17 protein-coding genes are annotated in these 16120 nt (G+C 72.2%); 9 read left to right on the top strand and 8 right to left on the bottom strand.

Annotated elements, in window-relative coordinates:
• Positions 1 to 66: 66 nt before the first annotated feature.
• Together RMN57_RS01985 and RMN57_RS01980 are read left to right on the top strand one after the other, a co-directional pair.
• Entirely contained in the window at positions 67 to 525 is a 459-nt protein-coding gene (locus RMN57_RS01985) for an SRPBCC family protein (RefSeq protein WP_313761586.1), read from the top strand.
• Positions 526 to 716: 191 nt separating this feature from the next.
• A complete protein-coding gene (locus RMN57_RS01980; protein WP_313761585.1) occupies positions 717 to 929 on the top strand; it encodes a DUF6296 family protein in 213 nt (70 codons plus the stop codon).
• 101 nt (positions 930 to 1030) lie between these two features.
• Here the strand turns inward: RMN57_RS01980 and RMN57_RS01975 are convergent, their stop codons facing one another.
• The 3 genes from RMN57_RS01975 to RMN57_RS01965 form a co-directional block, all read right to left on the bottom strand.
• A complete protein-coding gene (locus RMN57_RS01975) occupies positions 1031 to 3217 on the bottom strand; it encodes a catalase (protein WP_313761584.1) in 2187 nt (728 codons plus the stop codon).
• Positions 3218 to 3278: 61 nt separating this feature from the next.
• On the bottom strand, positions 3279 to 3830 hold the full coding sequence (locus tag RMN57_RS01970; protein WP_313761583.1) for an HAD-IIIA family hydrolase: 552 nt from the start codon (positions 3828 to 3830) through the stop codon (positions 3279 to 3281).
• Between the two features lie 257 nt (positions 3831 to 4087).
• On the bottom strand, positions 4088 to 4648 hold the full coding sequence (locus RMN57_RS01965; protein WP_313761582.1) for a hemerythrin domain-containing protein: 561 nt from the start codon (positions 4646 to 4648) through the stop codon (positions 4088 to 4090).
• A 410-nt stretch (positions 4649 to 5058) separates the two neighbouring features.
• Here RMN57_RS01965 and RMN57_RS01955 point away from each other — a divergent pair, with 410 nt between their 5' ends.
• The 5 genes from RMN57_RS01955 (at position 5059) to RMN57_RS01935 (ending at position 8474) form a co-directional block, all read left to right on the top strand.
• Positions 5059 to 5607, top strand: coding sequence for a hemerythrin domain-containing protein (locus RMN57_RS01955; RefSeq protein WP_313761581.1), 549 nt, complete (start codon positions 5059 to 5061; stop codon positions 5605 to 5607).
• A gap of 172 nt (positions 5608 to 5779) precedes the next feature.
• On the top strand, positions 5780 to 6340 hold the full coding sequence (locus RMN57_RS01950) for a hemerythrin domain-containing protein (RefSeq protein WP_313761580.1): 561 nt from the start codon (positions 5780 to 5782) through the stop codon (positions 6338 to 6340).
• Between the two features lie 157 nt (positions 6341 to 6497).
• Positions 6498 to 6791, top strand: coding sequence for a helix-turn-helix domain-containing protein (locus RMN57_RS01945; protein WP_313767690.1), 294 nt, complete (start codon positions 6498 to 6500; stop codon positions 6789 to 6791).
• A 97-nt stretch (positions 6792 to 6888) separates the two neighbouring features.
• Positions 6889 to 7257: a hypothetical protein gene (locus RMN57_RS01940; protein WP_313761579.1), complete on the top strand. Its 369-nt coding sequence runs from the start codon at positions 6889 to 6891 to the stop codon at positions 7255 to 7257.
• Between the two features lie 167 nt (positions 7258 to 7424).
• The gene (locus RMN57_RS01935; RefSeq protein ID WP_313761578.1) at positions 7425 to 8474 is read left to right on the top strand and encodes a Ku protein; all 1050 of its coding nucleotides are present in this window, start codon (positions 7425 to 7427) and stop codon (positions 8472 to 8474) included.
• Between the two features lie 212 nt (positions 8475 to 8686).
• Here RMN57_RS01935 and RMN57_RS01930 read toward each other — a convergent pair whose 3' ends face one another.
• The 3 genes from RMN57_RS01930 to RMN57_RS01920 all read right to left on the bottom strand — a co-directional run bounded on the left by RMN57_RS01930 (position 8687) and on the right by RMN57_RS01920 (position 10413).
• A complete protein-coding gene (locus RMN57_RS01930; RefSeq protein WP_209413824.1) occupies positions 8687 to 8839 on the bottom strand; it encodes a hypothetical protein in 153 nt (50 codons plus the stop codon).
• Positions 8840 to 9099: 260 nt separating this feature from the next.
• Positions 9100 to 9672, bottom strand: coding sequence for a dihydrofolate reductase family protein (locus RMN57_RS01925; protein WP_313761577.1), 573 nt, complete (start codon positions 9670 to 9672; stop codon positions 9100 to 9102).
• Positions 9673 to 9870: 198 nt separating this feature from the next.
• On the bottom strand, positions 9871 to 10413 hold the full coding sequence (locus RMN57_RS01920) for an ATP-binding protein (RefSeq protein ID WP_313761576.1): 543 nt from the start codon (positions 10411 to 10413) through the stop codon (positions 9871 to 9873).
• A 394-nt stretch (positions 10414 to 10807) separates the two neighbouring features.
• Here RMN57_RS01920 and RMN57_RS01915 point away from each other — a divergent pair, with 394 nt between their 5' ends.
• Positions 10808 to 12052, top strand: coding sequence for an XRE family transcriptional regulator (locus tag RMN57_RS01915; RefSeq protein ID WP_313761575.1), 1245 nt, complete (start codon positions 10808 to 10810; stop codon positions 12050 to 12052).
• A 32-nt stretch (positions 12053 to 12084) separates the two neighbouring features.
• On the top strand, positions 12085 to 12984 hold the full coding sequence (locus RMN57_RS01910) for a phosphotransferase (RefSeq protein ID WP_313761574.1): 900 nt from the start codon (positions 12085 to 12087) through the stop codon (positions 12982 to 12984).
• Between the two features lie 96 nt (positions 12985 to 13080).
• Here the strand turns inward: RMN57_RS01910 and RMN57_RS01905 are convergent, their stop codons facing one another.
• Positions 13081 to 14445 carry a carotenoid oxygenase family protein gene (locus tag RMN57_RS01905; RefSeq protein WP_313761573.1) on the bottom strand — a complete coding sequence of 455 codons (1365 nt, stop codon included), beginning with the start codon at positions 14443 to 14445 and terminating at the stop codon, positions 13081 to 13083.
• Positions 14446 to 14533: 88 nt separating this feature from the next.
• Complete coding sequence (locus RMN57_RS01900) at positions 14534 to 16084, bottom strand: MFS transporter (protein WP_313761572.1); 1551 nt, start codon at positions 16082 to 16084, stop codon at positions 14534 to 14536.
• Positions 16085 to 16120 lie beyond the last annotated feature (36 nt).

Below are 16120 nucleotides of genomic sequence, written 5' to 3'. Positions count from 1 at the left end.
CGAGCGGGCAGACGCGCGGGCGGGCGGCCGGGAACAGGCCCGGCCGCAATCCGCGAGGAGGCCCAGATGAGCATGGTCAAGGAGTCGGTCGACGTCGACGTGCCGCTGCACACGGCCTACAACCAGTGGACGCAGTTCGAGGAATTCCCCCGCTTCATGGAGGGAGTCGAATCGGTGACCCAGCTGGACGAGCGCCACAACCACTGGCGGACCAGCATCGGCGGCGTCACCCGTGAGTTCGACACCGAGATCGTCGACCAGCTGCCCGACGAGCGGATCGCCTGGCGGACCATGGACGGCGGCGTTCACCAGCAGGGCGTCGTGACCTTCCAGCGCCTCGACGACCGGCACACCCGCATCAACATGGCCATCGACTTCCGCCCCGAGGGGATGGCCGAGAAGGCCGGCGACATGCTGGGCATGGTCGACCGGAGGGTGAAGGGCGACCTGCGGCGCTTCAAGAGCTTCATCGAGGAGCGCGGCCAGGAGGGGGGTGGCTGGCGCGGCCGGATCACCCCCGGCTGACCCGGCGCCGACAACGACGCGGACCCGGTCCCCCGACCGGGGCCGCGTCGTGCCGCTCAGCAGTCGTGCCGCTCAGCAGTCGTGCCGCTCAGCAGTCGTGCCGCCCCGCAGTCGCGCTGCTCATGACCCGAGCAGAATGGGAGTGACGGGGGGACCGAGCGGGTCACGGGGACCGACCGGAAGGACCAGTGATGAAGAGAGCCAAGCACTACCGCCTGGTCGTGGACGACCCGTACGGCGAGGTGGTGCTCACCGCGTCCGGAGCCATGGGCAACGACGGCACCGAGGTCTACGTGGACGACACCGGCGAGGTGCGCGTCGACATCGATCACGACGGCATCGTCCGGGCGATGACCACCACGCTGCCCCTCGGACACCCGCTACGGGCCGAGCCGCTGGACTGACCACACGTCTGGGCCGTCCGCACGTCTGGGCCGGGCCCTGGACACTCCTGCGCCCGACCGGTGAACCGGCCGGGCGGGGGCCGCTGCCGTACCGCGGTGGCTCAGCGGGAGGGGAAGCGGTGGTGGCCGATCAGCCGGGCGAACTCCGCCCAGAACGCCGTGTCGTCCCGCCCGCCGGACCCGTGGACCGCCACGCCCGCCAGCCCGGCCGGCGTGCCGAACCCGGCCGCCCGGGACAGCTCGACGCCCGAGCCCAGCAGCGCGACCGGCTTGCCGTGCCGCATCGCCTCGGCGAGGAACCGGACGGCGTCCGGATCGGCCGGCAGCGTGTGCTCGCCGCCGTCCGGCACGACCACGGCGTCGTGGAGCACCGAGGCGGTCGTGGGCAGCGGGAGGTCCACCGGCACGCCGCCGCCGTCCCGGGCGGGCACCTCGCCGCCGTGCGCGGCCAGCGTCTCCACCGTGGCGCCCTCCTCGCCCAGCCGCTCGTGCGCGGCCCGCACCTGGTCGCCGTCGACCCCCGGCGCGGCCAGCACGGCGACCTTGCGGGTTCGGATGCCGGAGCCGCGCAGGTTCTCCAGGCTCAGCGCGGGGGAGAACGCCACCCCGGCCGCGTCGCCGGCGCCCGAAGCCACCGCCCGGTCCTCGGGCGGGGCGCCGGGCTCGGGCTCCCCGATGCGCAGCGCGACGTCCGCCGCCAGCCCCGGGTCGACGTGCGCCAGGTTGCCGACCATCCGCCGCCGCACCTCGCGGTCGCCCACCTTGCCCAGCTCGAACGCGAAGGCCTCGGTGATGTGCTGCTGCTCCCAGCCCGCCATGCTGCGCCAGAACAGCGCGGCCTGGCTGTAGTGGTCGGCGAAGCTGGGGCTGCGCCGGCGGACCGCCGCGCCGTCGACCCGCTCCTGGTGGTGCTCGAAGACGCCCTCGGCGAGCCGCCCGCCGCCCATCGTCGCCGGGCACCCGCCGCCGACGGAGTTCGGCGCGTAGCTGGTGCCCGGGTGGACCACCTGCTGGCCGTAGCCGTCGCGGTGGTTGGTGCGGACGTCCGCCAGCGGCCGGTTGACCGGCAGCTGGGCGAAGTTGGGGCCGCCGAGCCGGATCAGCTGGGTGTCCAGGTAGGAGAAGTTGCGGCCCTGGAGCAGCGGGTCGTTGGTGAAGTCGATGCCGGGGACGACGTTGGCGGTGTGGAAGGCCACCTGCTCGGTCTCGGCGAAGAAGTTCTGCGGATTGCGGTCGAGCACCATCCGGCCGACCGGGTGGACCGGCACCAGCTCCTCGGGGATCAGCTTGGTCGGGTCCAGCAGATCGAAGGGGAACGCGAACTCGTCCTGCTCCGGCACCAGTTGGACGCCGAGCTCGTACTCCGGGAAGTCCCCGGCGGCGATCGCGTCCCAGAGGTCCCGGCGGTGGAAGTCGGGATCGCGCCCGGCGGTGAGCTGCGCCTCGTCCCAGACCTGGGAGCAGACGCCGAGCAGCGGCCGCCAGTGGAACTTCACGAAGGTGCCGCGCCCGTCCCGGTCCACCAGGCGGAAGGTGTGTACGCCGAAGCCCTGCATCATCCGGAGGCTGCGCGGGATCGCCCGGTCGGACATCACCCACATCAGCATGTGGGTGGACTCGGGCTGGAGCGAACAGAAGTCCCAGAAGGTGTCGTGGGCGGAGGCGCCGGTGGGGATCTCGTTCGGCGGCTCGGGCTTCACCGCGTGGACGAAGTCCGGGAACTTCGCGGCGTCCTGGATGAAGAAGACCGGCATGTTGTTGCCGACCAGGTCGTAGTTGCCGTGCCGGGTGTAGAACTTGGTGGCGAACCCACGCACGTCGCGCACGGTGTCGGCGGAGCCGCGCGGACCCTGCACGGTCGAGAAGCGGACGAAGACGGGCGTGCGGGTGCCCGCCTCCTGGAGGAAGTCGGCACAGGTGAACTCGGCCAGCGACGCGTACGGTTCGAAGTAGCCGTACGCGCCGGCGCCACGGGCGTGCACCACCCGTTCGGGGATGCGCTCGTGGTCGAAGTGGGTGAGCTTCTCGCGGACGTGGAAGTCCTCCAGCAGGGTGGGGCCGCGGTCGCCGACGGTGAGCGAGTTGTCGGTGTCGTCGACGCGCACCCCCTGGTCGGTGGTGAGCGGGCCGTCCGGGTCGGGGGCGCGGAAGGCGTCGAGCGCGGCGTCCTTCGCGTCCTTCGCGTCCTCGGTGTCGCGGGTCCGTGCCGTCGGCGGGCCGGGGTTGGGCGTCTCCGTCACCAGCGGGGCGTGCGGGCGCTGGTCGGGGGGGCCGGGGTTGATGCTCATCTTGCGTTCTCCGTCCTGGAGGTCGGGCGTGCGGGCAGGAGGCGGCGGAGCGGCGGCCGGGTCAGCGCCGCAGGAGGAGATCGGCGGCCTGCTCCGGACCGTCCGCGGCCCGGCAGGTCAGCGTGCAGGGCGGCGGACACGGGCCGACCGCCGGCCGGTCAGCCTCGGGGACGCGGATCGCGTGCGCACCCGCCGCCAGGGCGGCGGCGATCACGGAGTCGGTGCAGCCGATCACCGTGACCCGGGCGGGCGGCAGGCCGAGCGCCGCGCAGGCGGCCGTCACCAGGGCGGGCGCCGGCAGGTGGCAGACACAGTGGTCGTGCGACCCGTGCGGGCACACCGCCCAGACGTCGAAGGGACCCAGCAGTGCCTCGGTGCGGGCCTGGACGGCCTCGACCTGCTCACGCCCGATCAGGCCGCGCGCCACGCCGGGCTGGTTGCTCAGCACGCCGATCGCGAGGCCGGCGGCGCGCAGGCCAGCGAGGGCGGCGCGGACGCCCGTCATCGGGTGCACCATGGCCGGGTCGCCGTTGCAGGCGACGTCCTGGAGCAGCGTGCCGTCGCGGCCGAACAGCACGGCGCCGATCGCGGTGCCGCCGGTCCGGGCGGACACCCACGGTCCGGACCGCTCCGTGCGGCCGCCGGAGGGGCGGGGCTGCGGGATGGTCGGTGGGGGTGTTCCGAGGTAAGCCATACTCCTGCGGGTTGCCACCGGAGGAGGTGTCAAACGGCGGCCGGCCGGGCGGATCCGGCGCGGTCCGTGGGCCGGCGCCGGGGTGGTGGGGCTCGGCGCGGCCGGCGCTCCGGTCGCGTGCCGGGTCGGGGCGGGTGCCGGGTCCAGTGGAGTGGCGGGTCGGGGCGGGTGCCGGGTCAGGGCGAGTGCCGGCTCCGGGCCGTGTCGTGACCGGTGAGGCCGTCCCGGACGGCGGCGATCGCCCCGGTGCCGGGCGGCAGCCCCCAGACCGGTGCGTCCGGCCCGGTCGGCCGGGCCTCGCGCAGCCGGCGGGCGCAGCGCCGCAGTTCCTCGGGCGCGACCCGGGCGCGCAGCGCGGGGAAGAGCCGTTCCTCCTCGCCGCGCAGATGGGCGCGGAGCACCACCGTCAGCGCGGCCGTGGCGCGGCCGCGCTCGGGGGCGGAAAGCCGCTCGTCCACCGCGCGGTCCAGCAGCCCCCGGATAGTCGCGTGGGTGTGGGCGGCGGCGTCCGCGAGTGCCCCGCCGGCCGGGAGCCGGCGCCGGACCAGGGGGTACAGATACACCTCCTCGGCCGTGAGGTGGGGCGCGAGGAGCAGGCGCAGGGCGTGCAGCAGCCGCAGGTCCTCCTCCGCGGCGGGCCTGCCCCGGGCGCGTTCGCCGTCGAGCCGCCGCAGCAGGGCCTCGACGGCCCGGTGCTCGGCACACAGTTCGCTCGGGAACCCTTCCGCGCCGTGCATGGCGGTCTCCGTCCGGCCGGGATGTGAGGGAGGGGGGCGGCAGGGCGCCTGCCCGGTTCACGCCGTCCCAACCACGCGGCCCGTGCACCGTCCGCGAGGCTCAGGCGACGACGCGCAGGGTGTCGAGCGTCCCGTCCGCGGCGTCCGGGACGACCATCCCGGCCGCGACGCCCGTGCGCAGGTAGTCGACCACCTCGCGGCTCAGCTGTTCGCCGGGCAGTGCGGCCGGGACGCACTGGGCGGATGCCCCGCTGCGGCGGTGGCGGGGCCTCGGCCTGCGTCCGGTTGCGGCTTGCGTCCGGCAGGGGCTCGGCGTTTGGCCGGGGACCGCTCGGGGAGACGCCCGGTCGGGCGGGGAGGCCGTCGGCGGGGAACCGCCCGTGGGGGAGCCGTCGAAGAGGAGACGAGCGATGTCGAACGATGCCATCGTCCTGCTGCGGGAGGACCACAAGGAAGTGCGCCGGTTGTTCCGCGAGTACCGGGGGCTCGCCGACGGTGACGGCCGGGGCGACGACCAGGGCCACGAGTACGGCCACGACCAGGGCCACGACCAGGCGCGGCGCGAGGCGGTCGAGCGGATCGTCGAGGCCCTGACCATCCACACCTACCTGGAGGAGGAGCTGGTCTACCCCCGGATCCGCCGGGAGGTGCCCGACCTCGCCGAGGAGATGGACCGCGCGAAGGAGGAGCACCACGTCGCGGACGTGCTCTGCGAGGAGCTCAGCCGGATGACGCCGGAGGACGAGGGCTACGACGCCAAGACCGCCGTCCTGATCGAGGCGGTCGAGCGGCACATCGACGAGGAGGAGGACGCCTGGTTCCCCAGGATCCGGGCAGCACTCGGCCGCAAGGAGCTCCAGGAGATCGGCGAGCGGATGAAGGCCGTGCGCGAGACCGCGCCGCGCCACCCGACCGGCAGCGGCATGCTGCACCGCATAGCCAACGCGCTGGAGGGCTGACCGCAGGAGGGCTGACCGCTGGAGGGCTGACCGCTGGAGGGCCGACCACTGGAGGGCCGACCACTGGACGGGCGACCGCGGCACGGAGCCGCGACCCGTCCCCGGACCCGCCGCCCCGTCTCCGGCCCCGTCCCCGGACCCGCCGCCCGCGAACCGGAGAGGAAGACCGACCGTGTACCCCGACGAAGACCTGCTCGACCAGCTCACCGCCGACCACCAGGCCGTACTCGTCCACTTCAGCAAACTCAGCGGTATGCCCAGCGGCGACCCGCAGCGCAAGGAGCTGGCCGACCTGCTGACCGACCGGCTGGTCCGCCACACCCGCGCCGAGGAGGAGCTGCTCTACCCGCTCGCCCGCGAGCGGCTCGCCGACGGACCCGAGGTGGTGGACGGCGAACTCGCCGACCACCACGCGGTCGAGACCCTGCTCGAAGAGCTCCGCCTCACCGGGCCCGGATCGTCCCAGTTCGACCGCCTGGTGGCCCGCCTGGACGAGGAGGTCACCCGGCATGCCGGTGACGAGGAGGCGCGGCTCTTCCCAGCCGTCCGCGCCGTCACCACCGAGACCGAGCGGCGCGTCCTGGCCGCCCGTGCGCGTGAGACCAAGGAGCTCTCCTCCGGCCGCCCCCGCCACCATCCCCCCGCCGCACGTCCCGCCGATCACCTGCCGCCGCCGGAGCGCCCGCTCACCGCGCGGCTGCGGGACTTCCTGACCCCGGGCGGGCCGCACTGACCCGGGCCGGCCGCGGAGCCACGGCACCGGGGCCGGCCCACACCGACCGAGAGGAACGAGCGCCGTGCGTGACGAAGCCGCCGCCCCGACAGGGGTGCCGGACGGGGCACCTGCTCTCGTCGCGGGATACCAGCGGCCGTAGCCTGGAGGCGTGGAAATGGGAGCACCGATCACCACGGCGCGGCAATGGACCTTCCTGACCAGCCACGCCCGTGTGCTCGTCCAGATCGCGCGCGACCCCGGCATCCGCGTGCGCGAGATCGCCGCCCGCTGCCTGCTCACCGAACGCGCGGTGCAGCGGATCATCGTCGACCTGGAGGAGGCCGGCTACCTCAGCCATGAACGGCACGGCCGCACCAACCACTACCGCGTGATCGCCGGCAAGCAGCTGCGCCATCCGGCCGACAGCGGGCCCACCATCGCCGAGCTGCTCGCCGTCCTGCTGCGCTGAGCCGTGCCGCTCGGCGGGCGCCGGCCGTCGTGTGTTCGACCGTCCCGGGTTTGACCGCGGCGAACGCTGCCGAGACGCCGGAACAGGTGGTGATGCCATGAAACCCGCCCACCCGGCCGACAGCGGCGGCGACCGGCGCAGCCGGTTCGCCAGCCTCGCCGAAGCCGGATCCAACTTCACCGGCTCCCTGCTGTTCTCCGTCCTGTGCGTGCTGCTGGTCGTGGCGTTCGTGCTGCTGTACGCCGTGGACGCCCCGCTCGGCGTGCAGATCTTCGTCGGCGATCTGATGTCGGCGGTCACCCTGTTGCTGCTGGCCCTGCTGAAGAACTCCGAGCGCCGGGCCGAGCGGGCCATCCAGCGCAAGCTCGACGCGATCGCCGCCGCGATCCTGGCGGAGCAGGAGGGACGCCCCGGCGAAGCCCAGGACGACCTCCGCAACGCGATCCGGATGGAGGACGAGATCTGACCGGCGGCGGATCACGGCGACCACGGCAACAGCGACCGGGAACAGCGACCATGGCAACAGCGGCCGGGGAACAGGGACCATGGGAACAGCGACCATGGCAACAGCGGCCGGGGAACAGGGACCATGGGTACAGCGACGAGGGGGACGACGGGGACGAGGAGGCGGAGATGGCCAGACCCGTGTGGAGCGGCGTGCTCACCTTCGGCCTGGTGACCGTGCCGGTGGCCCTGTACACGGCGACCGAGGACCGCTCGGTCCGCTTCCACCAGCTCCAGCGCGGCACCTCCGACCGGGTCCGCAACAAGCGGGTGAACGAGCGCACCGGCAAGGAGGTCCCCTTCGCGGACATCGTGAAGGGCTACGAGCTCACCGAGGGCGAGTACGTCGTCGTGGAGCCGGAGGAGCTGGAGCAGATCTCCCCGGGCCGCTCGAAGACGATCGACATCTCCGGCTTCGTCGACCTGGACGAGATCGACCCGATCTACTTCGACCGCACCTACTACCTCGGGCCCCGCTCGAAGGAGTACGCCAAGATCTACGCCCTGCTGACGAAGTCCCTCGAACGGTCGAACCGCGCCGGGCTGGCCATGTTCGCCATGCGTGGCAAGGAGTACCTGACCGCCGTCCGCGCCGAGCACGGCCTGCTCGAACTGCACACCATGCACTTCGCCGACGAGGTCCGCGACCCCCGGCGTGAGGTGGACGGCCTCCCCGACGAGGACGTGAAGCCCACCACCAGGGAACTGGACACCGCGGAGCAGCTGATCGGCATGCTGGAGGTCGACTGGGACCCGGAGGAGTACCACGACACCTACGCGGAGCAGGTGCGCAAGCTGGTCGAGGACAAGGCCGCCGGCCGGGAGATCGCCGTCTCCGAGGGCCCGCCGGCCGAGGCCACCAACGTGGTCGACCTGATGGACGTGCTGCGCCGCAGCCTGGAGGGCGCCCGGGGTGGGAAGGCGGCGTCCGGCTCGGCGTCCGCCCCGTCGGAGTCCGCGGACGAGGCGCCCGCTGCAGGGAAGTCCGCTGCCGGGAAGCCTGCTGCGAAGAAACGGCCGGCGGCGAAGCACGGGGAGGACCTCGACCGGCTCACCAAGACCGAGCTGTACCAGCGGGCCTCCGACCTCGACATCCCGCACCGCTCCACCATGAACCGGGACGAGCTGCTGGGCGCCGTCCGGAAGGCCGGCCGGAAGGGCCTGCGCGCCGCGTCCTGAGTCCGGCTTCGCGGAAGGTGCCGCATGCTCTGCCGTGCTGTGCTCTACAACTCGGAGGTCAGTGGCCCGCCGACCGGCCCTCGCCGCCGGTGGCACGGGTCACGCGGTGGCCCCGACGCGAACGGCCGACAGGCGCCCTACAAGTAGGACGCCTGTCGGCCTGTCGGCGGTCCGGCCGTCACGCTGTCGGTGACGGCCCGCCGCGGTGGTGCTCATCCGCCGAGGCGGGCGAGGAGCAGGCGCGCCCGGCGGGTCTTCGCCTCGGCGCGGTTCTTCAGGTACAGCGCGTGGGCGAGCCGGTGCTGCTCGGCCTCACGCATCCGCTCGTCGATGATGGCGCGCGCGGTGTCGAGGTGGTAGTTCATGGCGGTCGTTCCCCCTGCCGGCGGGTGGCCTGCCGCTGGCTTCGGCATCGGCTCCGAAGGCCCCCCTGTACCTATGATTCTACACCAATCTTCGAGCCGTTGCCGCCAATTCTGAGCCGAGTCGGGGAGTTGTCCTGCTGTTTGAAGGTCTGTTGGTTGATGAGCAGTGGATGTGCCGGATGTGGCCGCCCGCCGTCCACTGGGGGACGGCGGACGGTGGACGGTGGACGGCGGGCGTGCGGGTGTGAGCCCGCCTCGCGTCAGTGGACGACGTCGAAGACGTTCAGCTGCAGCCCGTTGTCGTAGGCCCGGTGCTCGACCAGCTTGAGCTTCTGGGCGTCCTTGTCCGTGGTGCTGAACAGGCGCTTCCCCGCGCCCAGCAGGAGCGGGAAGACGAGCAGGTGGTATCGGTCGATCAGTCCGGCGTCCGAGAGGCTTTGGTTCAGGGAGGCGCTGCCGTGGACGATGATCGGGCCGCCCTCGGTCTGCTTCAGCGCGGCGACCTCGTCGAGCGAGCGCAGGATCGTCGTCTCGCCCCAGTTCGACACCAGGTCGCCCTCGTCGAGCGTGGTGGAGACGACGTACTTCGGGATCACCTTGTACTCGGCGAAGTCCGCCATGTCCGGCCACACCGGGCTGAACGCCTCGTAGCTGGTGCGGCCCATCAGCATCGCGGCGGCCTCGCTCTGCTCCCGGCCTTTGATCTCGAACGCCTCGGGCAGGAACTCGGTGTGCTTGAAGGTCCACCCGGAGTTCCGGTAGCCGGGCTCGCCGCCCGGCGCCTCGACGACGCCGTCGAGCGAGATGAAGGCCGTGCTGATCAGGGTGCGCATGTCCGGTGTTCCTTCGTGTTCGGTGGCTACGTCCCGACCGGTCCGTCGGCGACACCGTCACCATCACAGATGCGGTGCCATCCCGACCAGCCATGAGTTCTGACTGTGGATCATGGACGAAGTCATCGGTCGCCGTCCAACATCTTTGCCGGCGACACCCCGAAGCCTCCTCGCGCCGCGGTCCTCGATGCGGAGGACTCAAGCGGGCCTCAGCCCCACCGGAGTGTCCGAACCGTGCGGAATCCCTCCCCGTTCCATACGAGGCCCACCGCCGGACCTCGGCGGTGCGTCCGACGCAGTCCGTCGCCGGGCCGGACCCGTCGCGCCGGGCCAATCGGCCACCGGGGCTTCGAACCAGACGATCGTGCGGCCGTCGGCCCCGAGCTCGACGCCATGGTCGGCGGCCAGGCGCGCCACCAGGAAGAGCCCGCGGCCGTCCTCTGCGTCGGTGCCGGCAACCCTTGCACGCGGGCGGCCACGCCCGGCGTCGAGCACCAAGACGCGAACGCGACGGAGCGGAGGTACGAGTCGTACCTCGACTGTCAGCGTCGCCGTCGGATCGTCGCGATGGCTGCCATGGACAACGGCATTCGTCGCGACTTCGGACACGAGCAGTACGACGGTGTCGATCTCGTCCGGAGACAGGTTGATGCCCAGCCTCACCAGGGCAATGGGAATACGACGGCGGACTGCGGAGACTTCGGACTCCTTGGCGGGCACCGAGAAGATTTCAACAGTCATGAGTGAGCCCTCCCGGGCGGGTTCAAGCTGCGAGGGCCTGGCGGCCGATCGCGGTTGTCGCCAGGTTTGCGATCGCGTGATCCGGCGGCAACAGGAGAAATTTCGGACTGCCCGCCGAAGTCACTGCTTCGAAGCCGAAAGCGGGCTGGAGGCAGTAAGCAGTTACTGCTTCCAGCACACTCCGTATGCCGGATCACTACGCTGGGAAGCTGATTCGGCAGTCGAGGGGGTGACCGGGATGGCCCACGGACCGGCCTGTGCCGAGCGGCTTCGAAGCGACGGGGCCGCGCAGGGCTGGAGTGTCCGGCGGATCGTCGATGCAATCGTGGCGTGCTGCGGGGTCAGCCGGTTGCGGGCGCATCGGCTTGCGCACGGCTGGACACTGAGGACTGCCGTGGGCGTCCTGATCCAGCTGTGCGACGAGGCGGGCATCGAGCGTCCGAGGCTCGACGCGGACCAGCTCGGGCATTGGGAAACGGACCGCCAGCCTCGCGCGAGGACGATCGACCTCCTTTGCCGTCTGTACCGCACTGATGCCACCACTCTCGGGCTGGCGGGCGACTACCGCTCGGACGCTGAGGTGATCTCGGTGCCCCGACATCCAGGGCCCGGGAATCGTGCCGAAGCATCTGTGCGGCCTTCGACGTCGGAAGGGCTGTGGCAGACCTGGAGCGATCCGTTGACCTCCGCATTGGATTCCACCCGGCGGGCGGTCGAACGGACGCTGGCCGCGACGACAGTCGGCCCGACCCAACTTGAGCTCCTGGACGAGCGGGTGATGAGCCTGCGACATGAGTACGTGTTCACGCCACCCATGGCCATGCTCGGCCGGCTGCTTGCCGATCTCGAGGAGATCCGGCTGCACGCCGTGGAGCGCCAGCCCGCCGGCGTCCAGGTGAGGTTGTCCGAGATGACGGCTGTCGTCGCGACGCTCATTGCCGACGCACTGATGAAGCTGGGGCGGCTGGATGATTCCGAACGCTGGTACGGCACCGCCAGGATGGCTGCCGATGACTGCGGGAACGTGCAGATCAGAGCCAGGGTCCGAGTCCAGGCCGCGATGCTTCCCTACTACTACGGCCCGATGGAGAGGGCTGCCGAATTGGCCCGCCAGGCCCGGCTCCTCAACCGCGGACGGCCGACGGCTACGGGGGCTTTCGCCGCGGCCGCAGAGGCGCGGGCGCTTGCGCGGCTGGGGAGAACCGCGGAAGCCCATATGGCGATCGGCCAGGCCCAGGCGCTGTTCGAGCAGTGCGACCAGGGTGACCCCGAGGATGCCTGGGCCTTCCCCGAGCGGAGACTCTTCCTCTACCTCAGCGGTGCCCACACATTCCTCGGCGAGACCGGCCAGGCACGTGCCGCGCAGCACCGTGCGCTCGGCCTCTACCCGGACCGCACGGGGATCGACCCGGCACTACTCCGTCTTGAGGAAGCGATCTGCCTGATCAAGGAGCGCAGCCTGACCGAGGGCTGCCAACTCGCAGGTCACACCTATCTTCAGGTGCCGGAGGCCCACCGTACGGAGATCCTCGGCTCCCGGGCCCGGGCGGTGATCGACATCCTGCCGGCCCGAGTCCGATCGACACGCGCCGTTCGTGAGCTGGGCGAGATCCTTGCGTTGCCGTCGGGGACGACGTGACAGCCGGGCGGTCGTCGGCGAGCCTTGCGGCTATGAGTGAACCGAGCCGGATCGGCGGCTTCAGCGAAACCGAAGTGAACAAGGTCCTCGATGCCGCGTGCCGCAGAGTAGGACTGGACGCGTCAGGCGCCACCGTCCTGCGCGGGCACACCAACGCGGTGTTCCTGCTTTCCCGCAGCCCCGTGGTCGCCAAGATCGCACGGCGCGGCTCCGATACCGCGGAGGTGCGCCGCACCGTCCAGCTGGTCGAGTGGCTGACCCGAAGGGACTTCCCGACCGTCCCCCTGCTGCCGGTCGAACAACCGGTTCTCGTCCACGGGCACGCCGTCACGTTCTGGGAGTACCTGCCGCAGCCCGACCATCCGGTGATGGCGCAGCAACTCGCCGCCCCGCTGAGGATGCTGCACGAGCTCCCGACGCCGCCTTTCCCGCTCCCACCTCTCGACACGGTGGGTGCGATCCGCCGCTCATTGGTCGCTGTCACAGCGCTCGCTTCGGGTGATCTGGAGTACCTGTCCATCCGGCTCGACGGGTTGGAGAAGGCCCTGGCCGACGTCCGGTTCGTTCTTCCGCCGGCAGTGCTCCAGGGGGACCCGCAGCACCGGAACGCACTCCACCACGGCTCGGCCGCCGTCCTCTGCGACTGGGACACGGCCAGCTACGGGCCGCCGGAGATCGACTTGGTGACGATCGAGATCCACTGCCGCCGATTCGGATACGGCACCGCGCATTACGAGGCGTTCGCCGAGGCGTACGGCTTCGACGTCGTCGAGTGGCGGGGCTATGAGGTCCTTCGGGACCTGCGTGAGCTGAGGATGATCACGACGAATGCGAAGCGAGCCGCGCCGGGTTCGGCGACGCTCGCCGAGGTCGTCCGAAGGATCGCCGGTCTGCGCGCGGGTGACGACGAACAGCGCTGGAACATCCTTTGAGATGCGCCTGTTCGCTTCGCGGGTGGTACGTCGAAGGGCCCCGCTCCCTCGTGGCCGGAGGGGCGGGGCCGTTGGCTTCGTGCCGGGGTGGGGGCGTCAGGTGCGGGCGCCGTCCCGGTCGGCGTCGGGGATCCAGGAGCCGTGGAGTCCGGCGCTCACCCGGTGGGGCAGGTGGACGGTGGCGATGCGGTCGAGGCCGGTGGCGTCGAGGACCAGCAGCTGCGAGGCGTCCTGCTTGAGGTCGGACACGACGGTGAGCAGGTAGCCCTCGTCCTCGCCGGTGGCTCCGGCGGCCGGGACGAAGAGGGCCTCGCTGGGCATCCGGGCGTCGCCGATCGGCCGGATGCGGCGCGCCCCGGTGATGCGGTCGTACTTGACGACGCCGTAGCCGCCGAAGCCCTCCTCGTCGGGGAAGGAGACGGCGTACTGGTAGCGGTTCTCGGCGCCCAGGTACTCCTCGTTGAGGGTCGGGAACTCCACCGGCAGGTCGTCGATGATCTGCTCGTCGACGGTGCCGGCCACGAGGTCGATCACCCAGCGGCGGGTGTAGGAGCGGCTGACGGGCTCGCTGCCGCGCCCGGGGGCGCCGATCCACCAGTTCCAGGAGAGCCGGAACCCCTCCCGGTCCACGGTGGGGCCCTCCAGAATGATGCGGCCCAGCCCGTCCTCGTAGGCGTTGGCCACGTGCAACATGTTGCCCGGCTCGATGGAGAACCAGCGGACGCGCCCGGCGCCGTCGCCGCCGCGCGGCATGACGCCGATGCGGGCGGGCTGCTGGTCGCTCCAGCTGTAGGGGATGCCGGAGTGGTCGGTGGGGTCGAAGGTCACGGTGCCCTCGACGAAGACCACGTGGCGGCGGGTGATGGCGAAGTCGTGCTTGAGCGAGGCGGTCGCGCCCGGGACCTCGGCGCTGTGGACGATCTCGCCCTTGGCGTCGGCGACGTAGTACGTCAGGAACGGCGGGAAGGGCGAGGACGCGAAGAAGTGGAGCTCGCCCGTCACCGGGTCCTCCTTGGGGTGCGCGGTCATCGCGGTGCGCAGCTTGCCGCTGAAGTCGTACGCCCCGACCGTGTCCAGCTCCCGGGTGAGCTCGAACGGGAGGTTCGCCTCGCAGAGGGCGAGCAGCCGTCCGCCGTGCTCGATGACGTGGGTGCCGGCGGCGCTGGCGGTCAGGTCGGGACCGTGCTCCGTCAGGTAGGGCGCGCCGTCCAGGGCCGGGGTGCGCACCCAACGGTTGCGGTACCACTCGGCGCGGCCCTCGCGCAGCCGGATGCCGTACACCATGCCGCTGCCCTTGAACCAGTGGGTGGGGGTGACACCGGGCTTGGGGTTGTGGCTGTTGCGGACCAGTCGGCCGGTCAGCTCGGGCGGCAGGGTGCCCTCGACGGTCAGCCCGGTGGCGGTGACCTCGTCGGCGACGGGGGTGTAGTGGCCGGTCAGGTACGGCTTGGGGGTGCTCATGGCATTGGTCCTTCCGGTGTGCGGTGTGCGGTGTTCGGTGTTCGGGTTTCAGGGGTGGTGATGGGGTCGGGCGGTGCCGGGCAGGGGTTCAGGCGGTCTGCGGGTCGGGCGCCGGCCGCGCGGTCGCGGTCGCGCTCTTCCGGCCGGTGCACCTGGTGAGGAGGAACGCGAGGAGGGCGGTGGCGGTCAGCACCGCGGCCGAGACGGCGAAGGCGGTCCGGTAGCCGGCGGTGAGGGCTTCGAGGTGCGGCCGGTGGACGGCCGCGTGGCTGGTGACGGAGCCGGCCAGGGTCGTCAGGGCCGCGAGGCCGATCGCGCCGCCGACTTGGCGGGTGGTGTTGACCAGTCCGCCGGCCAGCCCGGCGTCCTGGGGCGGGACACCGTCCACGGCGAGGGCGGTGAGCTGGACGAAGGCGACGCTCAGACCCAGGCCGATCAGGATGCTCGGCCCGAGGATGTCGGCGAGGTAGCTGCCGTCGGCGCTGATCCGCGACAGCCAGAGCAGACCGGCGGCCTCGGTGAGCAGGGCTGCGACCACGGTCGTGGCGGGGCCGAGGCGCCGGGAGACCCGCGGTGCCACGGCGGCGCCGAGCATGTTGGCCGCGGCGAGCGGGAGTTGACCCGCGCCGGTGGCCAGTGGCCCCGACCCGAGGACCTGCTGCTGGTAGAGCGGCAGGAAGAAGAACAGGGCGATCCACACCGACCCCAGCAGCGCCATCAGCAGGTTGCCCGTGGCCACCCGGCCGGTGGTGAGCAGCCGCGGCGGTATCAGGGCGTCGGGCCGGCGGCGCTCGATCAGGGCGAAGGCCGTGAGCAGGACGGCGGCGGCGCCCAGGGCCCCGAGGACCCCGCCGTCGCTCCAGCCGGCTCCGCGTGCGGTGGTCAGGCCCCAGACCAGGCAGGTCAGGGCGAGGGTGACGGCGGCGGTGCCCAGCAGGTCGAACCGCCCGTTCGCCCGCCCGGTTGCCTGCTCGCCCTTCGGCCCGGCCACGCGTCCGGCGGCCGTGCGTCCGGCGGCCGTGCGTCCGGCCGCGCGCCCCGCCTCCGGCGGGACGAGCGCGGCCACGGCGGCCAGGACCAGCGCCGAGCCGAGCGCGACCGAGTGGAAGATCCACGGCCAACCCCATGCCTGGGTCAGCACACCGCCCAGCAGGACGCCGGCGGCTCCTCCCGCCCCGGAAACCGCGCCCCACACCCCCAGGGCCATACCGCGCCCGGGACCGGTGGGGAACTGCTCCATCGCCAGGGCGAGTGCGGCCGGGGCGATGGCCGCGGCGGCGAGGCCCTGGACGGCCCGGGCGGTGATCAGCACACCGGCGGTGGCGGCCAGCCCCGCCACCAGCGAGGCCGCCGCGAACAGGGTGAGCCCGGCGACCAGCACCCGGCGGCGGCCGAGCAGATCGGCCGCCCGTCCGCCGGCCAGCAGCAGCGCCCCGAACGCCAGGCCGTAGGCGTTGACCACCCAGGTGGTCGAGCCGTCCGAGAGGCCGACCCCGGTCCGGATCTGGGGCAGCGCCACGTTCACGATCGAGGTGGCGAGCATGACGGTGAACTGGGCTGCGGCGAGTGCCGCGAGCGCTGCTCCCGGTCTGTGAGCCCGGCCTGCCGCCGGCTCCGTCTGCGTGCGTGCAACGTTCATGGCGCACAGACTCGTTCGGGGCGCTGTCCAGTTGCC

The organism is Kitasatospora sp. CM 4170 (assembly GCF_032110285.1).
GTDB lineage: Bacteria > Actinomycetota > Actinomycetes > Streptomycetales > Streptomycetaceae > Kitasatospora > Kitasatospora aburaviensis.
This window is presented reverse-complemented; position numbering and strand designations above follow the sequence as displayed.